The organism is Anaerococcus rubeinfantis (assembly GCF_001487145.1).
In the GTDB taxonomy this organism is placed as follows: Bacteria; Bacillota; Clostridia; order Tissierellales; family Peptoniphilaceae; genus Anaerococcus; species Anaerococcus rubeinfantis.
Window position 1 is genome coordinate 547,308 of record NZ_LN913016.1, and the last position, 18,077, is coordinate 565,384.

Genomic DNA, 18,077 nt, shown 5'->3' on the forward strand with positions numbered 1-18,077 from the left:
ATGGAAAATACAATTTTAATTATTTTAATAAGTTTGGTATTAACTTTGATTTTGGGAAAAATTATAATTCCTATTTTAAGATCAAGTCATATTGGACAAAATATTAGACAAGAAGGACCAAAAAGTCATTATGGAAAAGCAGGTACACCAACCATGGGTGGTATTATATTTTTATTATCAGCACTTGTTTTGACATTGATATTTGTTCCTTTTTCTATGAAAACTTTTATATTACTATTATCAACATTTGGATTTGGAGCAATTGGTTTTATTGATGATTTTAGAAAATTAGTTTTAAAAAGATCTCTAGGCCTTACTGCAAGACAAAAAATAATACTTCAAATTGTAGTATCTTTTATAATTGCAGTTTTATGTTTTGTTTTCCAAAATGATACAATTACAAAATTATGGATTCCTTTTACAGATACTAGGTTAAATGTTTCAATTTTAGGAATTCCAATAATGATGTTTATTATGATTGGGACATCAAATGCGGTAAATTTGACAGATGGTCTTGATGGACTTTCTAGTCAAGTTTCTATACCAGTATTTTTGACTTTAATTATTTTAAGCCAAAATATTGAAGATAAACTATTCGCAAGTATTATGCTTGGAGGAGTTTTAGGATTTTTATTTTATAATTCGAACCCTGCAAGTGTGTTTATGGGAGATACAGGTTCAATGGCAATTGGTGGAGCTGTAGTTGGACTTGCAATAAATATGGGAATTCCTATATTTTTGATTATTCTTGGAGGGGTTTATGTGGCTGAATCATTGAGTGTAATAATTCAAGTGGCTTCATATAAATTTAGAAATAAAAAGAGAATATTTTTAATGACTCCAATCCACCATCATTATGAATTGAAAGGATACAAAGAACCAAAAATAGTTACTGGTTTCACAATAGTATCAGTGATTTTATCTTTGATTACTTTACTCGCAGTATTATGAAAAAAGTATTAGTATATGGATTAGGAATTACAGGAATATCAACAGTAAAGACCTTAGATAAATTAGGCTTTAAAGTATATACCTATGATAAAAATAAAATTAATGACGAAAGATTAGAGGGCTATAATTATAGCCCTATTTCTGATATAAAAATTGAAAACAAATATGATTTTGTAGTAAAATCCCCTGGAATAAGGCCGGATGATGAAATTATTAAAATATTAGAAAAAAATAATGAAATAATTACAGACATTGAATTATCACAAAGAATTTTTTCTGATAAAAAAACTATAGCAATTACAGGAACAAATGGAAAAACTACAACCACTTCTCTCATAACTTATGTTTTAAATGAAAGTGGAAAAAAAGCTATAAGTGTTGGAAATATCGGAGAAGGAATTCTTTGGCAAATGCAAAATAAAAAAGGAGTATTTGTTGAAGAAATTTCATCATTTCAACTTCATAACACTAAATATTTTAAGCCCCATATAGGTGGAATTTTAAATATTACACCTGATCACATAGATTGGCATGGTTCATTTGAAAATTATATTGAAGATAAATTAAAACTTGCCATAAACCAAGATGAAAATGACTATTTAGTCCTTAATCATGATGATGAAATTTTAAGAAAGAATAAGAATAAGGATAAGTTTAAGGGTAAAATTTATGAATTTTCTATAAAGGAAGAAGTTCAAAGAGGAATTTACTTAAAAAATGATAGTCTTTATTTAAAAGATGAAAAAGAAATTTTTTTATTAAATAGAGAAGACTTAAATATTGTAGGAGATCACAATTTATTAAACGCATCATGTGCAATTCTTTGCCTATATTTGTTTGGCCTTAATTTAGATGAAATTATCAAACACACAAAAACTTTTAAGGCAATTAGTCATAGGCTTGAATTTGTAAAAAAAATAAAAAATGTTTTGTTTTTTAATGATTCAAAGGCCACAAATGTAGATAGTGCCATAAAAGCTATAAATAGTTTTGATAAAAATATTATTTTGATAGCTGGTGGCTATGATAAAAAAATTGATTATTCTCCTTTGTTTGAAAATTCAAAAGGAAAGATTAAAGCAATGATTTTATTGGGTCAAACTAAAGGAATTCTAGAAGATCTTTGTAAAAAATATAAAATAAATTATTATGAAGTTCATGATATGAAAGAAGCAGTAGACAAATCTTTTGAAATCATGAAAGATTTCGATACGGTCTTATTATCACCAGCAAGTGCAAGCTGGGGCATGTATGATAATTATATGCAAAGAGGAGATGACTTTAAAAATAGAGTTTTAGAAAAGGAAAATATATGAAAGTTATAGTATCTGGTGGTGGAACAGGTGGACACATTTATCCCGCTATAGCCATGTGCCAAAAATTAGAAGAAGAAATAGAAAATTTGGAAATTTTATATGTTGGCCTAAATGATGGACCAGAAAAAAGAATAGTAAAGAAATATGGATATAAATTTAAAGCTATTGATGCTATGGGCCTTCCAAGAAAAATATCCAAGAGGCTTTTTAAATCACTTTTGACAAATTTTAAGGGGTTTAATGAAGCAAAAAAAATTATAAAAGAATTTAAACCAGACCTTGTTATAGGAACAGGAGGATATGTTTGTGCCCCGATTCTTTACCAAGCAAGTAAAAAACATGTAAAAACTTTGATTCATGAATCAAATTCTTTCCCTGGAGTTACAACAAGATTTTTATCAAACAAAGTTGACCTTGTATGTATATCATTTGAAGAGGCGAAAAAACATTTGAAAAATCAAGACAATGTATATCTTACAGGAAATCCAGTAAGAACAAGTTTTAATACTTCCTTCAGTCAAAAAGATTTAGAAAAACTTGGCATAAAAAAAGATAGACCAGTAGTATTTTCTTTTGGTGGATCAAATGGATCTAAAATTTTAAATGAAGCTGTAAGTCAAATGAGTGATTTTATGGATGGGAAATTTTATCTTCTACACCAAACAGGTTCTAAAAATTATGATGATTTTATAAAAAATACCAAAGAAAATAAATATATAAAGGCATTTCCTTATATTGACAATATAGATTTATTTTATGCAGTAAGCGATCTAGTAATAGCATCGTCAGGGGCAATGAGTTTAAGTGAAATTTCAAATCTCAAAAAAGCTTCAATTTTAATACCAAAAGCTTACACAACAGAAAACCACCAAGAATATAATGCAAGATCATATCTTGAAAAAGGTGCTTGTTCTATGATTTTGGAAAAAGAATTAAATGGAAAAATTCTTTACGACAATATCTTAAATATAGTGGAAGATAAAGAAAAATTAAAAGATATGGGAGAAAAAGCATCTCTTTTGCAAAATCCAAATGCGAGTGAGGATATTTATAATTTGATAAAAAAACTAATGGGAATAGATAATGAAAAATAAAAATAGGAAAAGAAAAAAATTAAAAAGAAAAAATAAAGTTTTTACACCCTTTTATGTAATTTTTTTATTATTTATTATTGGCTTAATTTTAGTATTTAATTTATTTAACCACGATTATTATAAAATTTCTCAAGTCTATATTAAGGGAAATGCTATTTTGACAAAAGAGAGAATATTGGATAAGTTAAATAATCCTATGGGAACAAATATAATTTTATATGACGAAAAAGAAGGTATAGAAAACCTTAAAAAAGAAGAGCTAATAAAAAGCGTTTCAATAGAAAAAAAATGGCCTGATAAAATAACTGTAACAGTTAAAGAAGAATATCCATATATGATTGCACGCTTCAAAAAAGACAATTATTTGATTGCAAATACTGGAAAAGTATTGGATAAAACTTCAAAAGTTGAAAATAATTCTTTATTAAAAATAAAGGGTTTAAAAAGTAAACCACAAATAGGGAAAAAATTTAGCACTGATAAAAATATAATCGAATTTATTGAATCAATACAAAAGCTAAAATATGCCAAAGACATAAAAGAAATAGACTTGGAAAACTATCATGAAATTGGTATAATAATAAATGATATTCAGATTAATTTCGGAGATTTAAAAAATTATAATTATAAACTTAAACTGCTTGATTCAGTTTTAAAAGATTTAGAAAATAAGAAATTAAAAGCTTATTCTATAAGTTTTGATAAAGGCAAGAATCCAGTAGTTGAAGTTGAAGAAAAAAGTCTTGACGAAAAAGATGAAAATAATTAAAAAATATTATTCTTAATGAAACGGGGGAGGAAAATGGCAAATATTAACATGGAAGTAGAAAATAACGCCTTAGCCAAAATAAAAGTAATTGGAGTTGGTGGAGGTGGAAATAATGCTATAAGTAGGATGAGAGAGGGCGGCCTTTCTGGAGTAGAATTTATAGCACTAAACACAGACCTTCAAACTTTAAATGAAGCAAATGCTGACATAAAATTACAAATTGGTGCAAAGCTTACAAGAGGACTTGGAGCCGGAGCTAATCCTGAAATTGGTGAAAAAGCTGCTGAAGAAAGTGAATCAGAAATTGATGAATCACTCAAGGGAGCAGACATGGTATTTATCACTGCCGGAATGGGTGGTGGAACTGGTACTGGAGCAGCCCCTGTTGTAGCAAGAAAAGCAAAAGAACAAGGCATACTTACAGTAGGTGTTGTAACTCGTCCTTTCACATTTGAAGGAAGAAAAAGACAAACATCTGCAGAAGGTGGAATAGAAGCTTTAAAAGAAAGCGTTGATACATTAATTACAATTCCAAACGATAGACTTTTACAAATTGTAGAAAAAAGAACTTCAATGGTAGACGCATTTAAGATGGCCGACCAAGTACTTATGGATGCTGTAAGTGGTATTTCTGAACTTATAGCTATACCAAATGTTATTAACCTTGACTTTGCTGATGTTAAATCAATTATGTCTGATCAAGGAATAGCTCACATGGGAATTGGTAGAGCAAGCGGTGAAAACAGAGCTGTTGATGCTGCAAAAGCTGCAGTAAATTCTCCACTTCTTGAAACATCAATTGAAGGAGCTAACGCTGTTTTATTAAATGTAACAGCAGCAGAAGTTGGTCTAATGGAAGCTAACGAAGCAGCAGAATTAATCAGAGAACATATTGATTCAGATGCTAACATTATATTTGGTGTAGGAAGTGATGAATCATTAGGAGATGATATTAAAATTACAGTAATAGCTACAGGATTTGACCAAGATAATCAAAGAAGAGAAACAATAGAAACTAGAAGACCTTCACAAGGTGCAAGTCAAAGACCAGCACAAAGAAGTCAAAAATCTTCAAATCCATTTGACGATATAGATCTTCCAGACTTCTTAAAATAAAATGAAGTGTCCATATTGCGACTCAAATGATACAAAAGTTATAGATTCTAGAGCAACAGAAGATAATCATGCTATCAGAAGAAGAAGACTTTGCCAAACTTGCAATAAAAGATTTTCAACATACGAAAGATATGAGGATCAAACTTTGATGGTTGTAAAAAAAGATAACACCAGAGAATCTTTTGATAGGTCAAAACTAATTAGTGGAATTGTAAAATCTTGCGAGAAAAGACCGGTAAGTATGGAAGAAATTGAAAAAATAGCTGATCAAGTTGAAGTTTCTATAAATCATATTGGTAAAAAGGAAGTATCATCTACTACCATTGGAAAATTTGTCATGGAACATCTAAAAAAAATAGATCCTGTAGCTTATGTGAGATTTGCATCAGTTTATAGGGAATTTAAAGATGTTGAGAGTTTCTATAAAGAAATTAAAAATTTAAAAGAAAAAAATTAGGAAATTTAGGGCTTTTGCGTAAAATTGATAGAATCAAAAATAGAAAATTAAAACTTTAATATTTTATTAAAACTTTAAATTTTCTTTTGATTTTATCATAAGCATTAGTCCTTTTTTTGAAAGATTGGATAAAATGGATTTATTTGAATTAAATAGACAAAGACAATTAGAAAAATCTGCTCCCTTGGCTGATAGGATGCGACCTGAAAAAATTGAAGATTTTTTGGGGCAAGACCATTTATTAGGAGAAGGTAAAATTATAAGAAGAATGATAAAATCTGATAGGATTTATTCTTCTATTTTTTATGGACCTCCAGGTGTTGGAAAAACAACTCTTGCAAAAATCATTTCAAATTCTACCAATATGGCCTTTGAAAAAGTTTCAGCAGTTGCAAGTGGAATTAATGATTTAAAGAAAAAAATAGAAATAGCAAAAGATAATTTAAAATTTGAAAATAAAAAAACAATTTTATTTATAGATGAGATTCACAGGTTTAATAAATCTCAACAAGATTACCTTCTGCCTTTTGTAGAAGATTCTACAATTATTTTAATTGGAGCAACAACCGAAAATCCATATTTTGAAGTAAATAAGGCCCTTATATCAAGAATGTATGTTTTTGAATTAAAGTCTCATACTGATAAAGATTTATACAAGCTAATTGATATGGCTCTTACTAAGGATAGGATTTTGCAAAATAAAAATATAAAAATATATGAAGATGCAAAAAATACTCTTGTTAAATATTCAAATGGAGATTGTAGGGCCTTGTTAAATGCAATGGAAATTGCTATATTTTCACAAGATGATAAAGAAGGTATAATAGAAGTTGATCGTCAAAGTATCTTAAATTCAATTCAAAAAAAGATTTCAATTTATGATAGAAATGGAGATAGACACTATGACACTATATCTGCCTTTATAAAATCTATGAGAGGTTCAGATCCTGATGCTGCCGTTTTCTATTTAGCAAAAATGTTAAATAGCGGTGAAGATATTAAATTTATAGCAAGAAGAATGATTATTTTTGCATCAGAAGATATTTCTCTTGCTGATCCATACGCTTTAAGCCTTGCTACAAATACTTTTACAGCAATAAATACTGTTGGTATGCCAGAAGCTAGAATTATTTTGGCCGAGACTTGTATTTATTTGTCTTTGGCAAAGAAAAATAATTCTACTTATCTTGCCATAAATAAGGCCATGGATTTTGTAAAAAATGAAAGAGATCTTGAAGTGCCAAATAAACTTAAAGATACTCACTACAAGGCAAGTAAAAATCTTGTAAAGGATACCTATTTGTATCCACATGATTATGATGGTTATGTAAAACAAGATTATCTTCCAGATGGATTTTTAAATGAAAAGTTTTATAAGTCAAAAGATATAGGTTATGAAAAAATACTTAATGAAAATTTAGAAAAAATTAAGAGAGGAAATAAGGATGAAATTATCAGAGATTAAAAAAGATGTTGAAAAATACATCGATCAAGAAATTACAGTAGAAGGCTGGATAAGACAAGCAAGATTTACAAAAAATGTAGGTTTTATTGAACTAAATGATGGAACAATTTTTAAAAATTTACAAGTTGTTGTTGGAAAAGATTTAGAAAATTTTGAAGATTTACAAAAAGAGCATCTTTCTGCATCATTAAAAATAAATGGAATTCTTGTAAAAACAAATAATGCAAAACAAGCTTATGAACTTCAAGCAAAATCTGTAGAAGTGTTAGGTCACAGCGATGAGAAATTTCCTATTCAAAAACAAAAGCAATCTCTTGAGTATATGAGAACTATTCCTCATCTTAGGGTTAGAACAAATACTTACAGGGCAGTTTTTAGATTAAGATCAAAACTTGCTTTCGCACTTCATAAATTTTTCCAAGAAAAAGGCTTTATTTACTTAAATGCTCCACTAATTACTGCATCTGATACAGAAGGTGCTGGAGAAATGTTCCAAGTAACAATACAAAACTTGGATAAGCCAGATCTTGATGAAAATGGAAAAGTTGATTATTCTAAAGATTTCTTTGGTAAAAAATCTTATTTAACAGTTTCAGGCCAACTTGAAGCCGAAGATTATGCCCTTGCCTTATCAAATATTTATACTTTTGGTCCAACATTTAGGGCTGAAGAGTCAAACACACCAAGACATGCTGCAGAATTTTGGATGCTTGAACCTGAAATTGCCTTTGCAGATTACAATGTTTGTATGGATGTTGCAGAAGAGATGATGAGATATATGATAAGCTATGTACTTGAAAATTGTAAAGATGAAATGGAATTTTTCAATAAAAGAATTGATGATACTTTAATTGAAAGACTTACAAAAATTAAGGATGCTAAATTTGCAAGAATGACATACACAGAAGCCATAGAAAAATTACAAGAAGCTGATGTTGATTTTGAATATCCTGTAAAATGGGGAATGGATCTTCAAACTGAACATGAAAGATATTTGTCAGAAAAAATCGTTGATGGTCCAGTTTTTGTAACAGATTATCCAAAAGATATTAAGGCATTTTATATGAGAAGAAATGAAGATGGAAAAACTGTAGCAGCTTTTGATATGTTGGTTCCTGCTGTTGGTGAATTAATTGGTGGAAGCCAAAGGGAAGAAAGATACGATGAGCTTGTAAAATCTATGGAAGATAATGGTCTAAAGATTGAAGATTATCAAAATTATCTAGATTTAAGAAGATACGGAACAGTTGTTCACTCAGGCTATGGTCTTGGATTTGAAAGAGCAGTAATGTATTTAACTGGAATGAAAAATATCCGTGACGTAATCCCTTATCCAAGGACAGTAAAATCTTTTGCAGCAAAAAACTAAGGAGAATTTATGAGAGAATATAATCCAAATGCCATTGAAAAAAAATGGCAAGAAAAATGGGATGAAAATGAGACATTTAAATCAGAACTTGATAAAAATAAGAAAAAATTCTACCCACTTGTAGAATTTCCTTACCCATCAGGCCAAGGACTTCACGTGGGTCACCCAAGACCATACACAGCTTTGGATATTGTTGCGAGAAAGAGAAGACTTCAAGGCGAGAATGTAATTTATCCAATGGGCTGGGATGCTTTTGGGCTTCCTACAGAAAATTATGCTATAAAAAATCATATACATCCTGCAATTGTAACTAGGGATAATATTAAAAATTTCAAGGCTCAAATGAAATCAATTGGATTTTCATTTGATTGGTCAAAAGAAGTAAATACAACTGATCCAAATTATTACAAATGGACTCAATGGATTTTCATTCAACTATATAAAAATGGACTTGCTTATAAAAAAGAAATGCCAGTAAACTGGTGTCCATCTTGTAAGGTTGGTCTTGCAAATGAAGAAGTTGTTGATGGAAAATGTGAAAGATGTGGATCTGAAGTTACTCACAAAGTTAAAAATCAATGGATGCTAAAAATCACAGAATATGCCGATAGACTTATTGATGATTTGGATGAAGTTGATTATGAAGAAAAAATAAAAACTCAACAAAAAAATTGGATTGGAAGAAGTCATGGTGCAGAAATAAACTTTTCTTTAAAAGACAAAGATTATAAATTAAATGTCTACACAACAAGACCTGATACAATTTTTGGGGCAACATATATGGTAATTGCACCAGAACATCCAATGCTTGAAGAATTTAAAGATGAAATTAAAAATTTAAATGATGTAAAAGAATATCAAGATTTTGCAAAGAAAAAATCTGATTTTGAAAGAAGTGAGCTTACAAAGGAAAAAACTGGTGTAAAACTTGATGGAATTTCTGCAATAAATCCTGTAAATGGAAAAGAAATTCCAATTTGGATTTCAGATTATGTTTTAATTTCATATGGAACTGGAGCTATAATGGCAGTTCCTGCTCATGATGAAAGAGATTTTGAATTTGCACAAAAATTTGAGATGCCAATTATTCCTGTAATTGATACAGGCGATGAAGATTTGCCAACAACTTCAATCGATAAGGGACTTTTGATAAATTCAGATTTCTTAAATGGGCTAACTGTAGAAGATGCTAAAAAGAAAATGATAGAATTTGTTGAAGAAAAAAATCTTGGTTCTGCTAAGGTAAATTATAAATTAAGAGATTGGGTATTTTCTAGACAAAGATATTGGGGAGAACCAATCCCAATGATTTATTGTGAAGAGCACGGATGGGTTGCTGAAAAGGAAGAAAATCTTCCAATAAAATTACCAGATGTTGATTCTTATGAAGTAACAGATGATGGTGAAAGTCCACTTTCAAAAATTGATGAATTTGTAAATACTACTTGTCCAATTTGTGGAAAGCCTGCAAAAAGAGAAACTGACACCATGCCACAATGGGCTGGATCTTCTTGGTATTATTTAAGATATACAGATCCAAATAATAATGAAGATCTTGCAAGTAAGGAAAGTTTAGATTATTATACACCAGTTGATTGGTACAATGGGGGAATGGAACATACAACTCTTCACTTATTATATTCAAGATTTTGGCACAAATTTTTATATGATATAGGAAAAGTTCCTACAAAAGAACCATATCTAAAAAGAACTTCTCACGGAATGATTTTGGGAGAAGACCATCAAAAAATGTCAAAATCCAGAGGAAATGTTGTAAATCCTGATGATATTGTAAGAGATTATGGGGCAGATACTTTAAGATGTTATGAAATGTTTATTGGAGATTTCAGATCAACAGCTCCATGGTCAGATGAAGGGGTTAAAGGTTGTAGAAAATATTTGGAAAGAGTATTTAATCTTTATGATTTAGTTGAAGATGGGGATTCTTATACAAAAGAAATCGAAATTTTAATTAACCAAACAATTAAAAAAGTAAGTGAAGATTATGAATCATTAAAATATAATACAGCCATAGCAGCTCTTATGACCTTATTAAATGAGATGAGAAATATCGGCAAAATTACCAAAAAAGATTTCAAAACTTATTTAATTTTGTTAAATCCTGTTGCTCCTCACTTAACTGAAGAATTATGGGAAGAAATTGGTTTTGAAGGTGAATTGAATGGGACAAGCTGGCCAAGTTATGATGAAAGTAAACTTGAATATGATTCAATCGAGCTTCCTGTTCAAGTAAACGGAAAAGTTAGGGCTACAATAAAAATTTCAAAAGATGCTGATCAAGAAGATGCAGTAACAAATGCAGAAAATGATCAAAATATACAAAAATATATAGATGGTAAAGATATATTCAAGGTAATATACGTACCAGGAAAAATATTGAATTTACTTGTAAAATAAAAAGAAGGCTCTTGCAAATTGTTGCAAGGGCCTTTTAAATATGCTTAGATTTTTGAATTATTGAAATTATTTTTCTAATTTTTTCTGAAGAAGATATTTCTTCAAATGAAATTTTTTCAATTTTTTCAATAATTTCTATATTATTTTTTGTGAAATTTTTATAGTCAGATCCTGTAATAAAATCAATGAAGAGATTTTTATCGATTTGTTCAACTGAATAAATAAAAATTCCATCTAGATATTTTGTATTATTAAAATAAACTCCAGAATTTTCAAATTTATCTAAACCATTTATCCAAATAAAATCTTTATCCTTATTTATTTTTAGTCCCAAATCAATAATTTTATTAAAAATTTTTAAAAAATTATCAGATTCAAAATCTTCATAAAAATTTGAAACTTTTATTTGACCATGAGTTTTTTTGATTTTTAAACTTACTTGGTCTGTATTATAAAATCTTCTAAAAAGTGACTTAAAAATATAAAAAGTAGTGTTGTAGCTTAAGTTTTTTTCTCTTTTTTCCTTGTCTATGTAAAGCTTAACAGAAGATTTTTTGGGTTTATTTTTTATTGTGTGAACCAAATTTCCATTTATAAACTCAACATCCAAAAGTTCATTTTCAGAAATTTTTGGATTTTCGTCCAACAAATAGGAAGATTTTGGCATAAAAATACTCCTATCTAAAATAATTTTCGTATTCTCATCTTCATATTTTCTTTTTACAATATTTGCACTTAATTGATTTATTTGTGGGTGACTAATATATAACAAATCCTTCATAAAATTACCTCTAAATCATTATATCATATGTTATAATAAATTCAGGAGAATCTTATGAGAAAAAATCTATTTTTTTTACTTATATCATTAATTTCAGGAATTGGAATTTTCACATATTTTGAAGCTTATAATTTTTTGTTTGTGATTATAGGCTTATTTGTATGTGGAATTTTTTCTTTCTATAAAAAATCTTCCATTTCTTTTATTTTTTTAGGATTTTCCTTAGGTATTTTTTTGGCATCTTTTTCTTTTTCTTCTTATAAACTAGATAAGTATGAGAATCAGGATTTAAATTTACTAGTTGTTGATAAAATAAAAAATCAAGATTCTTACACATATTATGTTTTGGCTAAAAATGAGAATATAGGAGAGAAGTCTTCTTTTGTTTCTGATAAAAATTTTCAAATCGGGGATAGGATAAGGGCAAATTGTGACATTTCTTGGCCTAATTCTAACACCAATCCTTATTTATTTTCTTATAGAAAATACCTACTTTCAAAAAAAATAAAAACTAAACTTGATATAAAATCATATGAAAAACTGGGTCAATCTTCTTCACTATTTTTAAAAATTAAAAGAAATTTTAGGGCCTATATTGATAAAGTTTTTGGGGGAAATTTATCCAAAGAGTCTTTTTTGTTTGTAAAATCTGTAATTCTTTCAGAAAAATATGAAAAGAAAGAAGTACTTTCTAAATTGGGCCTTGTTCATATTTTGGCAATTTCAGGTCTTCACATAGACCTTCTTATGGGTCTTATTTTATTTTTGTTAATCAAATCTAATATTTCATATAAAATCGCTTATCCAATCTCTCTTGGACTTTGCCTTTTTTATGGGTATTTGATATCTTTTCCCTTTTCGGTTATGAGGGTTTTAATAATGTATATCCTATCTTTTTTGGCCTTTTTATTTAAAAAAGGAAAAGATGTGGAGAAAAATTTAATTTTAGCCATGCTAATTATTTTACTTATAAATCCCTTCGCGATTTTTAATAGCGGATTTATCTTATCTTTTTTGGCAGGCTTTGCAATTTATGTAATTTATCCAAAACTTGTCAGAGGAAAAAAGTATTCTTATTTGAAAAAATACATGATTTTCCTTGGAACTTTACAAGTAGCTTTGGCCTTTCATATAATTTATTATTATGGATATATAAATTTGCTAAGTTTTTTTGCAAACTTTATACTTGTTCCAGTTTTTACTGTAAGTCTTTACCTAATTTTTGGCCTTATTTTTTTATATCCAATTTTAGGAGGATTTTTGTCCATATTTTTTATGGTTTTGGACTTTTTGATAAAGTCAATTTTAGATGTAGGAATATTTTTGAATGCTTTTAAAATTTTTTTAATTGATTTTCCAAAAGAGTCAATTCTAATTAGTTTTTATTTTTTAATTCTTTTGTTTATTATAGTAAAATTTAAAAATAAAAAGTTAAGGGCGAAAAATTTCTTGGTCTTATCAATTTTTATTGTGATCTTTTCAATAATTAGGAATAATAATAAGCCGACTTCATTTCAAATGCTTGATATTGGTCAGGGGGATTTTTTTGTTTTGGAAGATGGGGGAGATTTTTATTTATTTGATTGTGGGGAAGTTTCTTACAAAAAATATTCTTCTACAGAAAAAATTGCCATCCCTTATTTAAAAGCAAAGGGAGTTAAAAAAATAAAGGCAGTTTTTATTTCTCATGAAGACCGAGACCATATGGGCGCTTTGGATAAATTAAGTAAGGAATTTGACCTTGGAGTAATAATTTCAAATAAGTATAATAAAAACTTAGGAAAAAATTATAAATTTTTGGAAATGAAAGAGGGAAATCTTTATAGGGGTAAAAATTTTACAGTCCAATCTTTGGAGAATTTCTCGGGTGATGAAAATTCAAATTCTATTCCTCTTTTAATTGAAATAAATGGCTTTAAAATTTTAACTATGGGGGATTTGCCTATGGAAAGGGAAGAAAAAATTGCAAGAGATATTGATATTTTAAAAGTTTCCCACCATGGATCTAAAAATTCAACTTCAAAAAAATTTGTAGAGATAACAAGTCCCAAAGTCGCCCTAATTTCTGCTGGAAGGAAAAATACATACGGACATCCTTCAAAAGAAGTATTAGAAAATTTGAAAAATACAAAGATTTACAATACTCAGACTGATGGATTTTGCCAAATTGATTTTTACAAAAATTCATTTAAAATAAAAAAATATGTGAAAGGAGGATTTTTCAGATGAATTATAAGGAATTTATGACTGAGCTTTTTAATAAAAAAAGTAAGGGAATTTATTTGATTGATTCTAAAGAAGAATATTTAAAAGAAACAATAATAGACCAAGCAAAGGATTTAATATCTTTTCCTGATTTTAATTATATTGAAATTAAGGGAAAAAAGAGCCTTGAGGACATAAAAACTGCCATGGATACCTATCCTATAATGGAGGAGAAAAAAGTTCTTATTTGGAGAAATATTGATCTTTCAAAAAATAATATCAAAGATTATGAAGATCTTTGTAATCTTATTATAAAAGATATGGAAAATATAGGAGATTTTTTGACTTTCATAATAATTCCTGAAGAAAGTGTCTTTAAGGGAAAATTTTATAAGGCCATTAAAAAATCTGGTGAGATTGTTGAAATTGATAGGCTAAATAATAATGAGTTAGTTTCTTTTATTGGAAAAAGATTTGTAAAAAATGGGAAAAAAATAAAGAAATCTTATATAAATGAAATTATTGATAGGTTTTCATATTTAAATAAAAATTCTCAAATTGATCTTTATGAGGTAATTAATACTGTTGATAAAATTATTGCAAATTCAGATAAAAGCGAGGTTTTACTTGTTGATGTTCATGAACAATTAGACCAAGTTTTAGATTTAAATATTTTTAATCTTACAGATTCATTATCAAAAAGGGATACCAAAACTGCCATGAATACATACTTACATATGGCAAAGGATATGGATGAAATATTTAAAATTTTTTACATGCTTGTTAGGCATATTAGAAATTTACTTGGCATAAAAATTTTATTAAAAGATTCTTATAATGATTCTTTTATACAAAAAGCTTTAGGTATTTCAAGTTTTGAGCTTAGAAAAGACAAGGGCTTTATTGGAAATTTTTCTTTGGAAGAATTATTTGAATTTCAAGATTTTCTTTATTCTTGTGATTTGAAACAAAAAAGTGAAGATTTTGATATGAATTTACATATGCTTATTTTTATTGAGAAATTTTCTAAATAAAAAAAATCGACTCATTCTAATCTTGGCGACTTATCTAAGTCGCAAGTTTGAATGAACCGATTAAAAATTAAGCGTTTAATGAATTTAATTTTTTAGCTAATCTTGAAGTTGTTCTACTAGCTTGATTTTTGTGAATTATGTTTTTAGCTGCTGCTTGTTTTACTTTTTTATCAACAGTTTTGAAAAGTTCATTAGCTTTTTCGCTATCATTATTTGCAATAGCTTCTTCAAATTTTTTAACGTAAGTTTTTATTTCTGATTTTGCTGATTTATTTCTAGCAGTTTGTTTTCTTGTTACATCAATTCTTTTTATAGCTGATTTAATGTTTGCCATTTTTTCACCCCCAATTTATATCGACTGATTTATTTTACCATAAAACTATATTTATTACAAATCTTTATAATTATTAAATCTTAAAATATTTGGAACTTTTGTAAGATTCGTTTATAATTATAAAATGAGAGAGGTGTGATATGACAGAAAAAACTAAAGATTTGGAATTTCTTGATTGGGTAAAAACTATACTATTTGCATTAATCATTGCATTTTTTATTAAAATTTTTATAATGGATGCTACAAAAGTTGAAGGAAATTCTATGTTAAATACTTTACATAGTGGCGATATGCTATTTGTTGACAAGGTTTCAAAACATTTTAAGGGCTATAATAGGGCGGATATTGTAATAATTGAAGCTCCCGACCAAGCCGATACTTTATATATAAAAAGAATTGTAGGTATGCCAGGAGATAATATTGAAGTAAAAAATGGCAGTGTATATGTTAATGGTGAAATTTATGAGGAAAATTATATAAATAGCGAAGAAACTTTAACGACAAATGAAAATTCTTCATGGGAAGTTAAAGATGGGGAATATTTTGTAATGGGAGATAATAGACTTCCAAACGCAAGTAATGATTCTAGAAATTTTGGACCAATTTCAGAAGAAAGAATAGTTGGACACGCTTTTTTAAGGTTTTTCCCAATTTATGATATAGGATTTGTAGATAAGGAAAATAGATAATGAATAAAAAAGAAAATATAAGAAATTTTTCGATTATTGCCCACATTGATCATGGAAAATCTACTCTTGCAGATAGACTAATAGAAAAAACTCAGTCTGTTGCAAAAAGAGAAATAAATGATCAAATGCTCGATAGTATGGAGCTTGAGCAAGAAAGAGGAATTACCATAAAATTAAAATCTGTAAAGTTAAAATATAAGGCCAAAGACGGAAAAATTTATGATTTAAATTTAATTGATACCCCTGGCCATGTTGACTTTACTTATGAAGTTTCAAGATCTTTAAAAGCTTGCGAAGGTGCGATTTTAGTTGTTGATGCTTCTCAAGGAGTTGAAGCTCAAACTTTGGCAAATACTTATCTTGCACTTGAACAAGATTTGGAAATTTTGCCAGTTTTAAATAAAATTGATCTTCCAAGTGCAAGAGTTGAAGAAACAAAAGAAGAAATAGAAAATCAAATTGGCCTTGATACAGAAAATATTCCATTAATTTCTGCCAAAACTGGATTAAATATTGAAGATGTTCTTGAAGATATTATAGAAAATGTTCCAGCCCCAGAAGATCATGATGATAAGCCTTTAAAAGCTTTGATTTTTGATTCATATTATGATTCCTATAGGGGAGTTATTTGCTATGTTAGAATTTTTGAAGGAAGTGTAAAGGCTGGAGATGAAATTTTGATGATGGCAAGCGGAAAATCCTACGAAGTAACTGGCGTTGGTTATACTATGAAAAATAGGATTGAAACGAAAGAATTAAAAAGTGGAGATGTAGGATTTATTGAAGCAAGCATTAAAGATATTAGAAATGCAAGAGTTGGTGATACAATTACCTTAAAAAATAATCCAACACAAAAAGCTCTATCTGGCTACAAAGAAGTTTTGCCTATGGTTTATTCTGGAATTTATCCTGCTGAGGGCGAATCATTTAATAAATTAAAAGATTCTTTGGAAAAGCTTCAAGTTAACGATGCATCTTTAGTATTTGAACAAGAAAATTCTCAAGCCTTGGGCGTTGGACTAAGGTGTGGATTTTTGGGACTTTTGCATATGGATATTATTACTGAAAGACTTGAAAGAGAATATGATTTGGACATTATTGCTACAGCTCCTTCAGTAATTTATAGGGTAAAAACAAAAGGCCACGAAGAGCAAAAATTAGAAAATCCTAATGATTTTCCACCACCATCAGAAATAGATTATGTAAAAGAACCAATAACAATTTCTGAAATTATGACACCAAAAGAATATATAGGACCAGTAATGGAACTTGCCCAATCAAGAAGGGGCGAGCTAATTGATATGTCCTATATGGATGAAAATAGGGTCATAATAAAATATAAAATTCCTTTAAATGAAGTGATTTATAATTTTTTTGATTCTTTAAAATCAAGATCAAAAGGATATGCTTCTTTGGATTATGAAGTTGTAGATTATGAAGAAAGTAATTTAATAAAACTTGATATAAAAATCAATGAAGATAAGGTTGACGCTTTATCTACAATTGTTCACAAGGATTTTGCCTATCAAAGGGGAAGGTCAATTGTTGAAAAATTAAAAGATCAAATTCCAAGACAACAATTTGCAATTCCAATTCAAGCTACAATTGATTCAAAAGTTATAGCAAGAGAAACTGTAAGAGCTTTGAGAAAAGATGTAATTGCAAAATGTTACGGTGGAGATATATCAAGAAAGAAAAAACTTCTAGAAAAACAAAAAGAAGGAAAGAAGAGAATGAGACAATTAGGAAGCGTACAAATTCCACAAGATGCCTTCCTTGCTGTATTGAAATATGATGATGAATAAAGCTTTTACCTAGCTTCAAACTTAGAAAAACCTTCAAGCACGAATATCTGACTACAAAAATTTTTGATTTCTAAATCAAAAACTTCTAAAAACCGTAAACTCGCTAACGCGATGACAGATAAATAGCTTAAAATTGTGCCAGTGGCACGATTTTAATATTTATCCCTCTAAATAAAGCGAATAATTAAAATATAATTGAAATTAATTTATTTAATGAATTATCATTGCTTTAAATTTTAGAGTCTGATTTTTAACGAATTTTTTAATTTGAAAT

At 28.4% G+C, this 18,077-nt stretch carries 15 protein-coding genes; 13 read left to right on the forward strand and 2 right to left on the reverse strand.

The genetic code is table 11. The features are described 5' to 3' along the window. From mraY to leuS, 9 genes are all read left to right on the forward strand, one after another. Nucleotides 1–951, forward strand: a complete 951-nt coding sequence (gene mraY, locus BN3265_RS03530) for a phospho-N-acetylmuramoyl-pentapeptide-transferase (RefSeq protein ID WP_058990181.1) — start codon at nt 1–3, stop codon at nt 949–951. Continuing rightward, complete coding sequence (gene murD, locus BN3265_RS03535) at nt 948–2,267, forward strand: UDP-N-acetylmuramoyl-L-alanine--D-glutamate ligase (protein ID WP_058990182.1); 1,320 nt, start codon at nt 948–950, stop codon at nt 2,265–2,267. Before mraY ends, murD begins: the two co-directional genes overlap by 4 nt. Then, nucleotides 2,264–3,361 carry an undecaprenyldiphospho-muramoylpentapeptide beta-N-acetylglucosaminyltransferase gene (gene murG, locus BN3265_RS03540; protein WP_058990183.1) on the forward strand — a complete coding sequence of 366 codons (1,098 nt, stop codon included), beginning with the start codon at nt 2,264–2,266 and terminating at the stop codon, nt 3,359–3,361. The genes murD and murG overlap by 4 nt, the downstream gene beginning before the upstream one ends. Further along, on the forward strand, nt 3,351–4,130 hold the full coding sequence (locus BN3265_RS03545; protein ID WP_058990184.1) for a cell division protein FtsQ/DivIB: 780 nt from the start codon (nt 3,351–3,353) through the stop codon (nt 4,128–4,130). Before murG ends, BN3265_RS03545 begins: the two co-directional genes overlap by 11 nt. Nucleotides 4,131–4,163: 33 nt before the next feature. Continuing rightward, nucleotides 4,164–5,246: a cell division protein FtsZ gene (gene ftsZ, locus BN3265_RS03550; protein ID WP_058990185.1), complete on the forward strand. Its 1,083-nt coding sequence runs from the start codon at nt 4,164–4,166 to the stop codon at nt 5,244–5,246. A gap of 1 nt (nt 5,247) precedes the next feature. Then, nucleotides 5,248–5,703 (forward strand): transcriptional regulator NrdR, encoded by a 456-nt coding sequence (gene nrdR / locus BN3265_RS03555; protein WP_058990186.1) that lies wholly within the window; start codon nt 5,248–5,250, stop codon nt 5,701–5,703. A gap of 133 nt (nt 5,704–5,836) precedes the next feature. Next, on the forward strand, nt 5,837–7,168 hold the full coding sequence (locus tag BN3265_RS03560) for a replication-associated recombination protein A (RefSeq protein WP_058990187.1): 1,332 nt from the start codon (nt 5,837–5,839) through the stop codon (nt 7,166–7,168). Continuing rightward, nucleotides 7,149–8,537 (forward strand): asparagine--tRNA ligase, encoded by a 1,389-nt coding sequence (gene asnS / locus BN3265_RS03565; RefSeq protein WP_058990188.1) that lies wholly within the window; start codon nt 7,149–7,151, stop codon nt 8,535–8,537. Before BN3265_RS03560 ends, asnS begins: the two co-directional genes overlap by 20 nt. 9 nt (nt 8,538–8,546) lie before the next feature. After that, on the forward strand, nt 8,547–10,955 hold the full coding sequence (gene leuS, locus BN3265_RS03570; protein ID WP_058990189.1) for a leucine--tRNA ligase: 2,409 nt from the start codon (nt 8,547–8,549) through the stop codon (nt 10,953–10,955). A gap of 34 nt (nt 10,956–10,989) precedes the next feature. Here the strand turns inward: leuS and BN3265_RS03575 are convergent, their stop codons facing one another. Continuing rightward, the gene (locus BN3265_RS03575; protein WP_058990190.1) at nt 10,990–11,736 is read right to left on the reverse strand and encodes a hypothetical protein; all 747 of its coding nucleotides are present in this window, start codon (nt 11,734–11,736) and stop codon (nt 10,990–10,992) included. Between the two features lie 54 nt (nt 11,737–11,790). On the opposite strand from BN3265_RS03575, the gene BN3265_RS03580 reads away from it, so the two are divergent. Continuing rightward, nucleotides 11,791–13,965 carry a DNA internalization-related competence protein ComEC/Rec2 gene (locus tag BN3265_RS03580; protein WP_058990191.1) on the forward strand — a complete coding sequence of 725 codons (2,175 nt, stop codon included), beginning with the start codon at nt 11,791–11,793 and terminating at the stop codon, nt 13,963–13,965. Further along, nucleotides 13,962–14,975, forward strand: a complete 1,014-nt coding sequence (gene holA, locus BN3265_RS03585) for a DNA polymerase III subunit delta (protein WP_058990192.1) — start codon at nt 13,962–13,964, stop codon at nt 14,973–14,975. Before BN3265_RS03580 ends, holA begins: the two co-directional genes overlap by 4 nt. A gap of 67 nt (nt 14,976–15,042) precedes the next feature. On the opposite strand, the gene rpsT is transcribed toward holA, so the two are convergent. Next, nucleotides 15,043–15,309, reverse strand: coding sequence for a 30S ribosomal protein S20 (gene rpsT / locus BN3265_RS03590; RefSeq protein ID WP_004839050.1), 267 nt, complete (start codon nt 15,307–15,309; stop codon nt 15,043–15,045). 140 nt (nt 15,310–15,449) lie between these two features. Here rpsT and lepB point away from each other — a divergent pair, with 140 nt between their 5' ends. Both lepB and lepA read left to right on the forward strand, forming a co-directional pair. Then, nucleotides 15,450–15,998 carry a signal peptidase I gene (lepB, locus tag BN3265_RS03595; protein ID WP_058990193.1) on the forward strand — a complete coding sequence of 183 codons (549 nt, stop codon included), beginning with the start codon at nt 15,450–15,452 and terminating at the stop codon, nt 15,996–15,998. Continuing rightward, complete coding sequence (gene lepA / locus BN3265_RS03600; protein ID WP_058990194.1) at nt 15,998–17,803, forward strand: translation elongation factor 4; 1,806 nt, start codon at nt 15,998–16,000, stop codon at nt 17,801–17,803. The genes lepB and lepA overlap by 1 nt, the downstream gene beginning before the upstream one ends. The last annotated feature ends 274 nt before the right edge of the window (nt 17,804–18,077 follow it).